The 15,352-nt window shown below is 42.8% G+C and carries 14 protein-coding genes; 2 read left to right on the top strand and 12 right to left on the bottom strand.

Features of this window, described 5'->3' with window-relative positions; genetic code table 11:
* Nucleotides 1-5: 5 nt before the first annotated feature.
* From carA to murJ, 8 genes are all read right to left on the bottom strand, one after another.
* Entirely contained in the window at nt 6-1,160 is a 1,155-nt protein-coding gene (carA, locus tag C9J12_RS17290) for a glutamine-hydrolyzing carbamoyl-phosphate synthase small subunit (protein ID WP_107243921.1), read from the bottom strand.
* Nucleotides 1,161-1,685: 525 nt separating this feature from the next.
* Nucleotides 1,686-2,495 (bottom strand): 4-hydroxy-tetrahydrodipicolinate reductase, encoded by an 810-nt coding sequence (gene dapB, locus C9J12_RS17285; RefSeq protein WP_107243851.1) that lies wholly within the window; start codon nt 2,493-2,495, stop codon nt 1,686-1,688.
* A gap of 123 nt (nt 2,496-2,618) precedes the next feature.
* Complete coding sequence (gene ispH / locus C9J12_RS17280; protein WP_107243850.1) at nt 2,619-3,560, bottom strand: 4-hydroxy-3-methylbut-2-enyl diphosphate reductase; 942 nt, start codon at nt 3,558-3,560, stop codon at nt 2,619-2,621.
* A gap of 12 nt (nt 3,561-3,572) precedes the next feature.
* Nucleotides 3,573-4,007, bottom strand: coding sequence for an FKBP-type peptidyl-prolyl cis-trans isomerase (fkpB, locus tag C9J12_RS17275; protein WP_107243849.1), 435 nt, complete (start codon nt 4,005-4,007; stop codon nt 3,573-3,575).
* Nucleotides 4,008-4,192: 185 nt separating this feature from the next.
* Nucleotides 4,193-4,717, bottom strand: a complete 525-nt coding sequence (lspA, locus tag C9J12_RS17270) for a signal peptidase II (RefSeq protein WP_107243848.1) — start codon at nt 4,715-4,717, stop codon at nt 4,193-4,195.
* Nucleotides 4,717-7,581: an isoleucine--tRNA ligase gene (gene ileS / locus C9J12_RS17265; RefSeq protein ID WP_107243847.1), complete on the bottom strand. Its 2,865-nt coding sequence runs from the start codon at nt 7,579-7,581 to the stop codon at nt 4,717-4,719. Before ileS ends, lspA begins: the two co-directional genes overlap by 1 nt.
* Entirely contained in the window at nt 7,578-8,549 is a 972-nt protein-coding gene (gene ribF / locus C9J12_RS17260) for a bifunctional riboflavin kinase/FAD synthetase (RefSeq protein ID WP_011217363.1), read from the bottom strand. The genes ileS and ribF overlap by 4 nt, the downstream gene beginning before the upstream one ends.
* A 63-nt stretch (nt 8,550-8,612) precedes the next feature.
* The gene (murJ, locus tag C9J12_RS17255; RefSeq protein ID WP_107243846.1) at nt 8,613-10,172 is read right to left on the bottom strand and encodes a murein biosynthesis integral membrane protein MurJ; all 1,560 of its coding nucleotides are present in this window, start codon (nt 10,170-10,172) and stop codon (nt 8,613-8,615) included.
* Nucleotides 10,173-10,379: 207 nt separating this feature from the next.
* On the opposite strand from murJ, the gene rpsT reads away from it, so the two are divergent.
* Nucleotides 10,380-10,640: a 30S ribosomal protein S20 gene (gene rpsT, locus C9J12_RS17250; protein ID WP_006230669.1), complete on the top strand. Its 261-nt coding sequence runs from the start codon at nt 10,380-10,382 to the stop codon at nt 10,638-10,640.
* A gap of 109 nt (nt 10,641-10,749) precedes the next feature.
* On the opposite strand, the gene C9J12_RS17245 is transcribed toward rpsT, so the two are convergent.
* The 4 genes from C9J12_RS17245 to nhaA form a co-directional block, all read right to left on the bottom strand.
* The gene (locus C9J12_RS17245) at nt 10,750-11,043 is read right to left on the bottom strand and encodes an ArsR/SmtB family transcription factor (RefSeq protein ID WP_006230668.1); all 294 of its coding nucleotides are present in this window, start codon (nt 11,041-11,043) and stop codon (nt 10,750-10,752) included.
* A 97-nt stretch (nt 11,044-11,140) separates the two neighbouring features.
* Nucleotides 11,141-12,028, bottom strand: a complete 888-nt coding sequence (nhaR, locus tag C9J12_RS17240; protein WP_107243845.1) for a transcriptional activator NhaR — start codon at nt 12,026-12,028, stop codon at nt 11,141-11,143.
* 106 nt (nt 12,029-12,134) lie between these two features.
* Nucleotides 12,135-12,404: a hypothetical protein gene (locus tag C9J12_RS17235; protein ID WP_011217358.1), complete on the bottom strand. Its 270-nt coding sequence runs from the start codon at nt 12,402-12,404 to the stop codon at nt 12,135-12,137.
* 1 nt (nt 12,405) lies between these two features.
* The gene (nhaA, locus tag C9J12_RS17230; RefSeq protein WP_107243844.1) at nt 12,406-13,563 is read right to left on the bottom strand and encodes a Na+/H+ antiporter NhaA; all 1,158 of its coding nucleotides are present in this window, start codon (nt 13,561-13,563) and stop codon (nt 12,406-12,408) included.
* Between the two features lie 482 nt (nt 13,564-14,045).
* Here nhaA and C9J12_RS17225 point away from each other — a divergent pair, with 482 nt between their 5' ends.
* Complete coding sequence (locus C9J12_RS17225; RefSeq protein WP_107243843.1) at nt 14,046-15,188, top strand: Na/Pi symporter; 1,143 nt, start codon at nt 14,046-14,048, stop codon at nt 15,186-15,188.
* Nucleotides 15,189-15,352 lie beyond the last annotated feature (164 nt).

Raw genomic sequence — 15,352 nt, 5'->3', positions numbered from 1 at the left:
CCGGCTTAGGCGCTGCGTGCTTCATTAACAGAAAACTTAATTAACTCGATAAAGTGGTCAAACAATGGTGCTGCATCCGTTGGACCAGGGCTCGCTTCAGGGTGTCCCTGAAAGCTGAATGCTGGCTTATCTGTACGGTGGATACCTTGAAGAGAACCATCGAACAGGGATTTGTGTGTTGCACGCAGCGTATCTGGCAATGTTGCTTCGTCAGCAGCAAAACCGTGGTTTTGGCTCGTGATCATTACCACATCACGGTCGATATCTTTAACCGGATGGTTAGCACCGTGGTGACCAAACTTCATTTTTACTGTCTTCGCACCACTTGCCAGAGCAAGAATTTGGTGACCAAGGCAGATACCAAAAATCGGTAAACCTATATCAAGGAATGTTTTCGTCGCTTCAATCGCATACGTACATGGTTCAGGGTCACCAGGGCCATTCGACAAGAATACGCCGTCTGGATTCATTGCCAGTACGTCTTCTGCCGACGTTTGAGCAGGCACAACCGTTAAGCGACAACCACGGTCAACTAACATTCGTAAGATATTACGCTTAGCACCGAAATCATAAGCAACAACGTGGTATGGCAGTTCACTGTCATCTTTTGCCTCAGGCAAACCATCAAGCAATGTCCATGAACCTTGCTTCCACTGGTATGTTTCAGCCGTTGTTACCACTTTCGCAAGATCCATCCCTTTCAAGCCTGGGAATTCTTTTGCTTTTTCTAATGCCAATGCTTCATCAAGGTTATCACCCGCCATAATGCAGCCATTCTGAGCGCCTTTCTCACGAAGAATACGCGTTAGCTTTCGCGTATCAATCTCGGCAATACCGACAATGTTTTGTGATTTAAGGTAATCAGAAAGGGAACGTTCATTACGGAAGTTTGAAGCTAGGAGGGGTAGATCACGAATTACCAAACCTTGCGCATGGATTGAAGTAGATTCTTCGTCTTCGGAATTTGTTCCGGTGTTGCCAATATGGGGATAGGTAAGCGTTACAATCTGTTGGGAATAAGAAGGGTCAGTGAGAATTTCCTGATACCCCGTCATCGAGGTGTTAAAAACAACTTCACCAATGGCCGAACCATCTGCCCCAATGGATATACCACGGAACACAGTCCCATCTTCAAGGACTAACAGCGCAGATTTGCTCAAGACAACCTCCAAAAAAAATAAAAATGCAATTAAAATAGATAAACTTGCAACTACCCATTCCATACAAAGTCGAAACCCAAGTCAAACTGAATTTTGACAAATTCCGCGCATTCTATGGATCGCTGCTAAAACTGTCAAGAATCAATCCAAAATAAGTGTGAAATATATCGACTTTAGAGAAAAAACGCACCCAAACGATAGAAATAGTAAGATTTAAGGTAAAATACAGGACTAATTTTATGAGCAAGTCACACTTTATCGTTTGCGCAACCAAAGAAGAATCACTAAACAATTAATATGCGAAGCAAACGATCAGCTATTACGAGTTTAGCCTTACTAACGGGGGGTTTATGTGAATTACACCTATAAAGCGAAACTATTCACACAAAAGTAAGCAATTATTAATAAAGAAATGAGGCGGGAAGGAAGCGTGTATAAAAATCACTGTTTATGCACCAAAACAAACATGATGCATAAACATTTATAAAATACCTTTAGGGAATAACGCAAGTTTCAGGCTAACGCTTAAAGATCATCAAGCCCAAGCACATCTTGCATGGTATAAAAGCCCGATTGATTATCTGCAAGCCATACCGCAGCACGTACTGCGCCATTTGCAAAGGTCATACGATCGGTGGCTTTGTGCGTAATTTCAACTCGCTCACCAATATCAGCAAACATAGCGGTATGCTCACCCACAATATCGCCAGCACGAATGGTTGCAAAGCCAATTTCATCACGTGTACGTTCACCTGTAATACCTTCACGAGCATATACAGCAACATCACTCAACTTATTGCCCATTGCACCCGCAATCGCTTCCCCCATACCTATGGCAGTTCCAGATGGTGCATCCACTTTATGGCGATGGTGTGCTTCGATAATTTCGATATCTGTATAATCACCCATGACTTTCGCCGCTTTTTCTAGCAACTTAAAGACGAGATTAACGCCCACGCTGTAGTTAGGTGCCATCACAATCGCGATGTCTTTGGCTGCTAAATCGATAAGCGCACGTTCTTCCTCTGAAAAACCCGTCGTTCCAATAACGATTTTCTTACCATATTGCTTACACAACTCAATATTCGCCAAGGTCACCGCGGGGGCAGTGAAATCAATCAACACATCAAAATCGTTAGCTGCCTTCGCAAGATCATCCACAATCGCAATGCTTACATTACCAATACCAGCCAATTCACCCGCATCGACCCCAATGAGCGTTGATTCAGAACGTTCAGTCGCAACACCTAATGCTGCTTTTTCTGAGTTTACCGTTGCTTTCAATAACTGACGGCCCATACGCCCTGCCGCACCTGCAATCGCAATTCTAACCATTGCGTTTATTCTCCCTGGATAAATGATGTCACCAATCATTTCAATGTAACGTGTTGAGACTATGAAATCTATATACAAAAAAGCCCCAACTTTCGCCAGGGCTCTTAATTAGTGTAAGAAAATTTAGATATTCTTTACTTGCAGCTCTCGTGGCACTTCAAAGAACATATTTTCTTCACGTCCACTCAGCTCTTCAACATCACCACCAATCAGTGCCTGAATGCGAGTAATAATCTGATTGACGAGATCTTCTGGTGCTGATGCCCCTGCTGTCACCCCCACTTTGGTCTTACCTTCAAACCAAACGGGTTGAACATCTTCAGGGCAATCAGTTAAAAAACCTGGAGTGCCGAGTTTTTCTGATAATTCACGTAAACGGTTAGAGTTTGATGAGTTCTTTGAACCCACCACAATCATAACATCAACACTTTCAGCCATTTCACGCACCGCATCTTGGCGATTTTGGGTGGCATAACAGATGTCATCTTTACGCGGCCCTTGAATCTCAGGGAAAACCTTACGTAATTGATCGATCACACCTGCCGTTTCATCAACTGACAGCGTAGTTTGGCTTACGTAATGCAGGTTACTTGGATCTTTCACTTGAAGCTTTTTAACATCGTCAGGCTTTTCGACCAAGTACATGCCACCCGTTTCGCTCGCATACTGCCCCATTGTGCCTTCCACTTCTGGGTGACCAGCGTGACCAATAAGTACCACTTCCATATTACGACGGCTGGCACGTGCGACTTCCATATGCACTTTCGTTACCAATGGGCAAGTTGCATCAAAAACCGTTAATTGACGCTCTTTCGCTTCATTTCTTACCGCTTGAGAGACACCATGAGCTGAGAAAATCACAATATTGTCATCAGGCACTTCGCTGAGTTCTTCGACAAAAATAGCACCACGCTGTTTTAGCCCTTCAACAACGAAACGATTGTGAACAACTTCATGACGTACGTAAATCGGCGGTTGATACATTTCTAACGCACGCTCTACAATACTGATCGCACGGTCGACACCGGCACAAAAACCACGTGGGTTTGCTAATAAGATTTTCATTTCAAACAGCTCTTAATCTTGGATTTCGACAACGTCTACTTCAAAAGTAACACGCTGCCCAGCAAGAGGGTGATTAAAGTCGACGGTAACTGAATCACCAACGACACTGGTTATAATTCCCGGTATATCATGTCCGTCGGGACCGGCAAAACCGATAATCGTCCCAACTTCTGCAGGTGTATCTGCACTGAACTTACTTAAGTCTACATGATGAATATTGTCAGGGTTAGATAACCCAAATGCATCCGCTGGTTCTAGCTCAAACTGGCTTTTCTCACCAGTAGATAGACCCAGCAAACACTTTTCAAAATTTTCTGTCAGGCTACCATCACCCATACGAAACTTGGCTGGCTTACCCATAGCTTGCGTTGAGTCAGCCACAGAGCCATCTTCTAATTTAATGGCGAAGTGCATGAGCACTTCACTTTTTTCCGTTATTACCGACATGTGTACTTCCTAGTATCGAGTATCTAGAAGCCGAGTGACGAATATGTAGCACCATCGAAGGCTTCTCATCTTGCCGTCGAGACTCGTCTCTCGAACCTGAGTTTATAACGCCCATTTAACAACAAAGCGCCGCCCGTATCAACGGACAGCGCTTAAGGTTATTACGTAACTCTGATTTTCGGTGATTAACTGACTGTTTCTTTCTTATCAGCTATGAAGCCTTCAATAATGATCAGTGCAGCACCAATACAAATAGCGGTATCTGCGATATTGAATGCTGGCCAATGATACGTTCCCGCATAAAAATCAAGAAAATCAACCACAAAACCATGATACAAACGGTCAAATAAATTACCGAGTGCACCACCAATGATCAATGCATAAGCACTATTTGCCAATCTATTTTGGAGTGGCGTACGACGCATCCAAAAAGCCAACAAACCTGACACACCTAATGCAATCGCAGCAAACAACCATCGCTGCCAACCACCAGCATCATTTAAAAAACTAAATGCAGCACCGTAGTTATGTACATAAAGCAAATTAAAAAATGGCAGAATTTCAATGCGGTTGGGCCAACCGTAATCCATGGTATTCATAACCAAGAATTTACTGCCAATATCAATGATGAACACCAGAACCGCTAGCAATAGCCAGCGAATTCCAGATTGTTTAAGCGATAGCCCTTGCTTAGACGATTGCTGTGTCATTAGGCAAACTTACGCTCTTCGCCTTCACCGCTAATGTTAGTCACACAACGGCCACATACTTCTTCGTGACCTTCGATAGTGCCAACATCAACAACATGGTGCCAACAACGATCACACTTCGCCGCTTCAGATGCGTTAACTGTCACAAATAGGCCTTCAACCTCTGTCTCTTGCGCGCCTTCAGGCATGCTGTCTGCGATAGCAACAGCCGCTTTAGATGTTAACAATACAAAACGTAGTTCATCTTCAAGCGTATTCAGCTTCGCTGCTAATGCTTCATTTGCATGCAAAGTGATTTCTGCTTGCAAAGAACCACCAATCACTTTGTCTTTACGCGCAAGTTCAAGCAGTTTATTTACCGCACCACGAACTTGTTGAATTTCAGCCCAGAACTCATCATTCAGTACTTCGTCGTCTGCAAGACCAAATAGACCTTCGAACCATTCGCCAGTAAAGACGAACTTATCACGCTGCTCACCGTTACCTTGAGAAGCTGGCATTTCGTTCCAGATTTCATCAGCAGTGAATGACATAATCGGAGCCATCCAACGAACTAATGCTTCAACAATGTAGTAAAGCGCAGTTTGACAGCTACGTTGTGCGTGGCCACCTTGTTTCGCCGTGTACTGACGGTCTTTGATTACGTCTAAGTAGAAAGAACCCATTTCAACAGAACAGAATTGCATCAAACGCTGCGTTACACCGTGTAGGTTGTATTCGTCATACGCTTTAATGATTTCTTCTTGTGCTTCCATCGCACGACCAACAGCCCAACGATCCAATGCCACCATTTCTTCTGGTGCAACTAGATCTGTTTCTGGGTTGAAGCCATTCAAGTTAGCTAAGAAGAAACGCGCTGTGTTACGAATACGACGGTATGCATCAGCTGAACGTTTTAGAATTTCATCAGAAACCGCCACTTCGCCAGTATAATCCGTTGATGCAACCCATAGACGCAAGATATCAGCACCTAGCTTATTTGTTACATCTTTTGGTGCAACAACGTTACCAACAGATTTAGACATCTTACGACCTTGTCCATCAACCACGAAACCGTGTGTTAATACTTGGTTGTAAGGTGCTTTACCTTTCATTGCTACCGATGAAACTAATGAAGACTGGAACCAACCACGGTGCTGATCTGAACCTTCTAGGTATAGATCAGCTGAATGGCCATTATATTCTTCGCGGCTATCTACAACAGAGAAGTGCGTAACACCAGAATCGAACCATACGTCTAGTGTATCGAGTACTTTCTCGTAGTTAGCGGCATCAGCTTCGCCCATTAACTCAGCAGGATTGAGATCCCACCAGGCTTGAATGCCTTTCTGCTCAACAAGCTGCGCTACTTTTTCAATCAGTACACGCGTATCAGGGTGAAGTTCTTGTGTTTCTTTATGAACGAACAGAGCAATTGGCACACCCCAAGTACGTTGACGAGAGATACACCATTCAGGGCGACCTTCAACCATACCTTCGATACGGCTTTGACCCCATTCAGGTAACCACTGAACGTTCTTGATTTCACCCAATGCTTTAGCGCGAAGACCTGCTTTGTCCATTGAAATGAACCACTGTGGCGTCGCACGGAAGATAATGGGTGTTTTATGGCGCCAGCAATGTGGGTAGCTGTGCTCATAAGCATGATGGTGTAATAGCGCACCGTGCTCTTTTAATGTTTCCACAACAACATCGTTAGCTTTAAATACGTGTTGGCCTGCAAACAACTCTGTATCAGGTAAGTAAACACCGTTACTTCCTACTGGGTTCGCAATTTCAAGACCGTATTTTTGACCCACCACGAAATCTTCTTGACCATGGCCAGGGGCAGTGTGTACACAACCAGTACCTGATTCAGTCGTAACGTGATCACCAAGAACGATTGGCACATCAAAGCTGTAGAATGGGTGATTGAAGCGCATTAGCTCCAGATCTGCACCTTTACAGAAACCAAGATTATGGAAATGCTCGATGCCGGCACGATCCATTACATCTTTTGCTAGCTCAGCGGCAACAATTAAGCGGTATGCCGCTTTATCATTAGCAGCATCAGCTTCAACTTGAACCAGTACATATTCAAGATCATCACGAACAGCAACAGCACGGTTAGCTGGCATTGTCCAAGGTGTGGTTGTCCAGATAACTACAGACACATCACCTTGACCTTCATGACCTTCTGCACAGTTAAATTTAGCGACAACACCCGCTTCATCAACGGCTTTAAATTTAACGTCGATAGAAGGTGATACTTTATCTTGGTATTCAACTTCAGCTTCAGCCAATGCAGAACCACAATCAGTACACCAGTGAACAGGCTTAAAACCTTTCAATAGGTGATCGTTTTCTGCAACTTTGCCCAAAGAACGAATGATGTTCGCTTCTGTTGCAAAATCCATTGTACGGTAAGGCTTATCCCATTGACCTAATACACCTAGGCGAATGAAACTTTCTTTTTGACCTTCAACTTGACCCGCAGCGTATTCACGACATTTTTGGCGGAATTCAGCAGCGGTTAGTTTACGTCCTGGCTTGCCCCACTTTTTTTCTACCATCAATTCGATAGGTAGACCGTGGCAATCCCAACCGGGAATGTAAGGGGCATCAAAGCCAGAAAGTGTCTTTGACTTAATAATAATGTCTTTAAGAATTTTATTTAGCGCGTGACCAATGTGAATATCACCGTTGGCGTAAGGAGGGCCATCGTGCAATATGAAGGATTTCTTTCCCTTCTTAGCTTTACGGATTTCACCGTAAAGATCTTCATCATCCCAACGTTTTAGCATTACTGGCTCACGTTGTGCCAGGTTACCTCGCATCGGAAACCCTGTTTCAGGTAAGTTCAGGGTATCTTTATAGTCACTCATTGATTCTCGATTCCGTTACTTGGGCGAAGTTGGACATTATTACGCTCAGACAGCCACACCCGTGCCGTTTGAGCATCACGCTCGATTTGTGCTTTTAGCGCATCGAATGATTCGAATTTTATTTCATTACGTAACTTATGGTGTAGCACTACCTCTATCTGACAACCGTATAAATCCGATTGAAAATCAAAGAGGTGAACTTCTAATTGCTGACGTACACCATTGACTGTTGGTCGATGACCAACATTGGCAACACCCGGTAAAGGTGCGCCATCAACACCGAAGACCTCAACCGCATACACACCAGACACGGGTGATACTCGGCGTTTTAAAGGGACATTCGCTGTTGGAAAACCAATTGTTCGACCAAGTTTTCGGCCATGGGATACTCGCCCACTGATACTATATGAACGGCCTAACATTGAGGCCGCCAACGGTAATTGATCATTCACTAACGCATGGCGAATAGCGGTACTACTGACGCGCTGTTCTAACATACAAAAACTTTGAGTACTTACAACGACAAAACCGAACTCTTGTCCGGCAGCTTCAAGCATTTCAAAATTTCCGCGTCGGCCTTTACCAAAGCGAAAGTCATCACCCACTACCAGAAATTTAACACCCAATTGCTCTACCAACAAGCGACGAACAAAATCTTCTGCCGACATATTGGCAAACTGAGCATTAAAGTTGACACAGAGCAAACGTTCGACGCCCGTTTTTTTCAGTTGTGTGTACTTATCACGAAAGCGAGTTAAACGAGCTGGGGCATTATCTGCCGCAAACAATTCAAGCGGCTGGGGCTCAAAAGTCATCACCGTTGCCGGTAAGCCTAATGATTGCGCTTTTGTAATCACTTGGCGTAATACCGCCTGATGCCCTAAATGAACACCATCAAAATTACCAATCGTCAACACGCAATCGTGATGCCTTGGTTTAATGTTATGTATGCCTCGAATTAATTCCATGCGTCGCTTTTATTATTCGCAATGTGAAAAACTGACGGATTATATACTACTAAAGGCAGTCTATCAGCTATCAGTACGAAGATGATGAGGTCGAATGCCTAAAATCATCACAGAAATAAGATACACAAATGCACCAACTGCAATCAACCCCGCTAACCATGTAGCACGGTTAAGTGTTGACCATTCGCTCCATAAATCGATATTCGGCATTAACCACAATAGAGAAGCGACCATAGCAACACCAGCAATCACAAGTCTTAACACGAAGAATAAGGTCTTTTTCGTGATGCGGTAAACATTGGCAATGTGTAAGCCTCGATATAGCAGCCCTGCGTTAATCAAAGCAGATAAAGCGGTTGCCATCGCCAAGCCAACATAGCTAAAGAAATACGCAAAAATAGCATTGAAAAACATATTCGAGACCATAGCAATAATGCCATAACGTACAGGTGTTTTCGTATCTTGGCGGGCGTAATAACCTGGGGCGAAAATTTTAATCAACATAAAATTCAGTAGGCCAGCAGATAAAGCCCACAAAGACATCGCAGCTTGATTAACATCATACAGCGAGAACTCACCACGCATAAACAATACCATCAACATCGGTTTTGCAAGCACTAGCATCCCCAGCATGGCAGGAATGCCCAGAAGCAATACCATGCGTACTCCCCAATCCATGGTTTCCGCAAACTGCTTGCCTTGTTGGTCTGCATGTTTTCTTGATAACGCCGGAAGAATAACCGTGGCAATGGCAATGCCAAATAATCCTAATGGAAATTCTAATAAACGGTCAGAGTAATACAGCCAGCTAATGGATCCTGTCATAAGGAAACTGGCAATAAATGTATCAAGCAGTAAGTTTATCTGACTAACAGACACCCCAAAAATAGCTGGCAACATCAATTTTCGGATTTTTGTTACGCCCGGATCATTCCAGCCCCATTGTGGTCTGACTAACAATCCCGCTTTTGCCAAAAAGGGCAACTGAAAAACAAACTGTATAAAACCACCCAGAAACACACCGATGGCTAAACCAATTTCTGGTTGCTCTAAATTCGGAGAGATCAACCAAGCACAGCCAATGATCGCGATATTCAAAAATACAGGCGTAAAAGAAGAAACAGCAAATTTTCCAATGGTATTAAGAATTGCCCCTGACAGCGCAACAAAAGTAATAAACCACAAATAAGGGAAAGTAATCTTCAGTAACAGGCTGGCTAATTCAAACTTTACACCATCAGGTCCGCCGTTCAACCAATCAATAAACCACCCAGCGCCAAACATGGCCGTTACGGCCCCCGAACATAAAACACCCACTAAAGTGACAAGGGTAACGATGACGCCAAGTGTGCCTGACGCTTTAGCAATAAGCTGCCGAGTCTTGTCAATATCACCAGATGAGTGATATTCAGTCAATACCGGAACAAAAGCTTGAGAAAAAGCACCTTCGGCAAAAAGGCGACGTAAAAAGTTAGGAATCTTGTTGGCAAAGAAGAAAACATCGGCCGCAGCCCCTGCTCCCATAAGGTTTGCCACGACAACATCTCGCACTAAACCGAGCACTCTGGAGATCAAAGTCATGGCGCTAACTATCAGTCCAGAGCGTAAAAGACGCTTACTCACAAAAAAAACCTCATAAAGATGGCTCAGAAAGGTTACTTCCAGACCAAATGCTGGTAAAATCTGCCGCCATATTAACCGTGTTATTCCGCAAGTGCCAACTAGATTGGTTTGGCGGATATTCACACAAATCATTTGACAAGTTTTGGTTAAGCAGGCATAGTCCTCGCCCTAAAATTGTCACCGTACCAAGATTTGGGAGTTACACCCTTGGCGAATATCAAATCTGCTAAGAAACGTGCTATTACTTCAGAAAAACGTCGTCAGCATAACGCTAGCCGTCGTTCTATGATGCGCACTTTCTTCAAAAAAGTTATTGCTGCTATTGAAGCTGGCGAAAAAGAGAATGCAACAAAAGCATTCGCTGAAATGCAACCTGTTCTAGATCGTATGTCTACTAAAGGCTTGATCCACAAGAACAAAGCTGCACGTCAAAAAGCACGTCTAACAGCTAAAATCAAAGCTCTTTAATTTAAAGAGTTGCGAATTAGCATAAAAAAAACCGGCTTACGCCGGTTTTTTTTTATCTTTTGAAAAGAGCTTCTCATTACATACTGAATAACATGGGTTTGCTTACCAATTAACCACAATACATACCATGTAAAAGCTTTATCATCGCTCTAACTTCGTCACTTTTTAAACGATAGTACACCGTTTGCGCTTCTTTACGGGTATCAACTAACCCATCGCGCCTTAACCATGCCAAATGTTGAGATAATGCAGACTGGCTCAAGCCAAGTTTCTCACTCATCATCCCTACCGACATTTCTTCTTCTAGTAAATAACAAAGAATAAATAAACGTCGCTCATTGGCCATGGCTTTCAGCAACACTACAGCTTTGGGCGCATTTTGCTCCATCTGTTGCAGATCCATACTCTAACCGCCAATTAATTTAAGTTATTGCTAATATACTTAACTTTTATAGGGTTTACTAGTTTTACACCCATAAAAGACATTACTTTGCGTAACGTTATTTAAACAATTTACTAAAATCTGCTTCGCATATTTTTTTTACTGCTGGATGCATAATCATTCGTTCAGCAAAAATTACGTAATATTCTTCTTTTATGTCTTTCACTCGCTTCAATTCGCGAATGGTATTCGACTCTTCAATTTCTTCAGCATAGATCGATGGCGCCACAAACATAGAACGGTGATATGAACCAAAGGCTTTCATTAATGCGGCATCATCAAACTCACCCAGTATATTAGGAGTTATGCCCTGCTGATCAAACCATTGATGTAATTTTCTCCCCATGGCAGTTCGACGACCTGGTACCAAAAGTTTGTAATCTTCAATACAGGCAGGGAAATCGACAGGTTTAGCTGGAACAGAACAGAAGAAGCTCATACTCGACTCCCCTAATTTCTTACTGTAAAGCCCTGGGCTCTTTCCTGAATCGACAGGGCAGTCAGATAGGATCATATCCAGTTTGTGCTGTGACAACTGTTCTAGGAGCATTTCATGGGTGGATTCATAACAACGTAATTGGATTCGTTCATCATCAGGTACACCTTCCAGTAATACTTTACTGACTAACCGTTTTGATAAAGCATCAGCAACCCCAACTTCGAGTAATAGATTCTCTCGCTGAGTGTAGTTAACGATATCGAGCATTTCGTAGCTCAAATCAAACATTTTATCGGCATATTTAAAAACAAGCTGCCCCAGTTCTGTCGGTTCAATATTACGGCCAACACGCTTGGTTAGTTTGCCTTTTAAGCGTTCTTCTAACGCTCTTATCTGCCCTGTCACAGTTTGAGGGGCAAGAAATAAGGCATCTGCCGCTTTGGTAACAGAGCCCTGTTTGCATACCATCCAGAAGTAATACAGATGGTTATAATTGAGATGAGACATCCTGCTACTCATAAATAAAAAAAAACCCCAGATACTCAGCTTACGCTGCGCATCTTGGGGCTTCAATATTTATTGCAATTCAAACAGAAGCAAATCAGAAAATTCGTTACAAATTACTCACCTGAACGTTTTTCTTTTCTGTTTGTACTGTTTTACGGTAACGCTCTCCTACACGTTGTTCTAATGCACGAGAGCGAAAGGAATCTTCCAGTTCACCCACTTCAGCTATATCTACATTCTCTTTACCATGGCTAATGCCTGCAAAGTAAGCCTGACAGATTTCAGTCTGAATATTATCAATACAGCCGTCATAATCAGAACCTGCAAAGGCTGATGATGACGCTAGAATTACAACGCTTAGAAGATAACGTTTCATTTTATGCCTCCGTTTTAGGCAAAGTCCGACTCAATAAGAAGTAACCCACAACAGCAGCAACTGTTGAACCCATTAATATACCTAGACGTGAATAGGTATTGAAATCAGCAGGGGCACCTACAAATGCCAATGACGATATAAAGATCGACATCGTAAAGCCGATACCACACAACACTGATACAGCAAAGATATGCTTCAGATTAATACCATCAGGTAATGTGGCTAACCCCATTTTAACTGCGATATAGCTTGCCGTGAAAATACCCAATGGCTTACCAAGGAATAGTCCAGCAGCGATACCTAGCGGCAGCATGCCTGTAACACTTTCTAGCGATACGCCATCTAAAGAGATACCAGCATTCGCAAATGCAAATAACGGTAGAATTAAGAAAGCAACATAAGGATGCAAAACATGCTCTAGGTGCTTCAGAGGTGAATGCTTATCAGAACGCCCGTCTTTACCGGTTAGTGGAATAGCAAAACCAAGTACGACACCCGCCAATGTTGCGTGTACGCCTGACTTCAACACACTAAACCACAGTATTGCCCCCACAATTAAGTACAGAGAAGTCTTGGTAACATTCTTCGCATTCATCACGAACAACGTCGCAGTTGCAGTAAATGCAACGGCAAGTGCCAATGTTGATAAATCACTGCTGTAAAACAGAGCAATAATCACAATAACGCCCAAGTCATCGATAATAGCCAGCGCTAATAAAAATACTTTCAAGCTAACAGGTACACGATTACCCAGTAACGCCATTACACCTAATGCAAAAGCAATATCGGTTGCAGCAGGAATAGCCCAACCTTGAAGCGCAATAGGATCTGCAAAGTTAAATGCTACATAAACTAATGCTGGCGCAACCATGCCACCCACTGCGGCAATAGCAGGGAAAATAGCTTTTTCTTTCGTGTTTAGCGCACCTTCAATCAACTCTCTTTTTACTTCAAGTCCAATTAACATGAAGAAAATAGCCATCAGGCCATCATTAATCCAATGCTCAACAGATAGACCCGCGATATATGAACTCAATGTACCGCTGTATAGAGATTGTAATGGGGAGTTTGCAATAACCATTGCTATCGCTGCAGCAAAAATAAGAATGATACCGCCCGCAGACTCTAACTTTAAAAACTTACGTATAGCATCGGTCATTGACCGTGACTCCTTAAAACAAAACAAAAAATATTACGATTTGTAAATTTAGTGTAGCTGTCACACTTACTATCTGTGAAATCGTTTGTTCAGCGCTAATTACTCGGTAAAACCGAGCAATTAGCGCCTTAACCGAGAGATATCCGCACAATTGAATTAATAGCGATGATCATTGTCATATAAAACACTGGCTAATCGCCATGAAAATGAAAATTATCACTATTTTTTTCAGTATTTTTAGCATAGTAAACTTAAATTAAAAAAAACGATACAAACTGAAATAAAAAGAAACAAAACAACAGCTTAAGTTACATTTAAAATTAAAAACTCAATATTCACTACCCAATCCCCTTCACAAATTAAGCACAAAATCGCTTTATGACAGTCAGTGTCATATTTCTGAAATATTACAGAATTACCATCGCCTCAGATTTCAACAAAATGAAACCCAAACGACATACTACTGTCATGGAGATATGATTATGAATACCCAAGCCACTACTGCTGAAACAACAAGCAGCTCTATGCGTTGGGTCCGCTGGGCAAACCTAGCGTTCATGCTTTACGTTTTACTTGTTGCCGTATCAATGGTGAGCAGCGGCTTTAAATGGTCGGTCGGTGAACAAGCTAAAACGCTATTTGAATTTGCATCGCACCCTGTAGCTGGCCTAATGATTGGCTTGATTGCAACAGCTCTTATTCAATCTTCAAGTACAGTAACTTCAATTATTGTTGGCTTAGTGGCAGGCGGACTACCCGTAGAGACTGCGATTCCAATGGTGATGGGCGCAAATATCGGTACAACGCTAACCAATACAATTGTTAGCCTTGGTCATGCGCGCTGTAAAGTAGAGTTTCGTCGTGCATTTGCGAGTGCAACCGTACATGATATCTTTAACTTACTTGCCGTTGCTATTTTCCTTCCTTTAGAAATGATGTTTGGTTTACTGGATAAAATCTCTCAGTGGTTAGTATCGCCAATGTTGGAGGCTGGCGACATGAGCATGAAAGGCTTAAATTTTATGAAGCCATTAACTCAACCAGCAGTCGACATTGTTAAAGGACCATTAGAAACATTTGGCAACGTCGGTGGTATTGCTCTTATCTTCATCGGTATTACTTTAATTTTTATGGCTATCACCACAATGGGCAAATTAATGCGCAGCCTAATGGTTGGGCGTGCGCGTGATATTCTAAAAAGTGCCATTGGTCGCGGTCCTCTACACGGTATTGCTTCTGGTACAGTTGTTACCATCCTTGTTCAATCGTCTTCAACAACGACAAGTTTGATGGTACCGCTAGTAGGCACAGGCGTATTAAAAGTGCGTGATGTTTACCCGTTTACGTTAGGTGCTAACATCGGTACATGTATTACAGCACTACTGGCTGCAACGGCTATCTCTGGTGAGTACGCGGTATTTGCTCTACAGATTGCACTTGTACACTTAGTCTTTAATCTACTGGCGACAGTAGTTATCTTCGGTATTCCGGTGCTACGAGAATTACCATTGAAAGGTGCATTCTTCTTAGGTGAATTAGCAACAAAAAGTAAAGCGGCAGTGGCTGGTTATATTGCCTTTATATTCTTGATTCTTCCTGGTTCTATCTTAGCGTTTACCGCCTAATCACTTATGCTCTGGTATATCGATTAACTGATAATACCTGTCACGTCCTAAAATACGTTGACGGTTTATTGATCGGCCAGTAGCGCTAGCTGCTGGCCTTTTTCATGCACTTCATTTGGCGTTTGCATACCCAAACTCAGATGCGGTCTCATATTATTGTAGAT

Source organism: Photobacterium frigidiphilum, assembly GCF_003025615.1.
Classification (GTDB): Bacteria; Pseudomonadota; Gammaproteobacteria; order Enterobacterales; family Vibrionaceae; genus Photobacterium; species Photobacterium frigidiphilum.
This window is presented reverse-complemented; position numbering and strand designations above follow the sequence as displayed.

Coding starts and splice junctions, on each gene's coding strand:
- nhaA (WP_107243844.1), bottom strand. CDS start 13,563: ATGACCGATGCTATACGTAAGTTTTTAAAGTTAGAGTCTGCGGGCGGT.
- C9J12_RS17235 (WP_011217358.1), bottom strand. CDS start 12,404: ATGAAACGTTATCTTCTAAGCGTTGTAATTCTAGCGTCATCATCAGCC.
- C9J12_RS17245 (WP_006230668.1), bottom strand. CDS start 11,043: ATGGATCTGCAACAGATGGAGCAAAATGCGCCCAAAGCTGTAGTGTTG.
- lspA (WP_107243848.1), bottom strand. CDS start 4,717: ATGACACAGCAATCGTCTAAGCAAGGGCTATCGCTTAAACAATCTGGA.
- nhaR (WP_107243845.1), bottom strand. CDS start 12,028: ATGTCTCATCTCAATTATAACCATCTGTATTACTTCTGGATGGTATGC.
- dapB (WP_107243851.1), bottom strand. CDS start 2,495: ATGGTTAGAATTGCGATTGCAGGTGCGGCAGGGCGTATGGGCCGTCAG.
- ribF (WP_011217363.1), bottom strand. CDS start 8,549: ATGGAATTAATTCGAGGCATACATAACATTAAACCAAGGCATCACGAT.
- C9J12_RS17225 (WP_107243843.1), top strand. CDS start 14,046: ATGAATACCCAAGCCACTACTGCTGAAACAACAAGCAGCTCTATGCGT.
- ispH (WP_107243850.1), bottom strand. CDS start 3,560: ATGAAAATCTTATTAGCAAACCCACGTGGTTTTTGTGCCGGTGTCGAC.
- fkpB (WP_107243849.1), bottom strand. CDS start 4,007: ATGTCGGTAATAACGGAAAAAAGTGAAGTGCTCATGCACTTCGCCATT.
- ileS (WP_107243847.1), bottom strand. CDS start 7,581: ATGAGTGACTATAAAGATACCCTGAACTTACCTGAAACAGGGTTTCCG.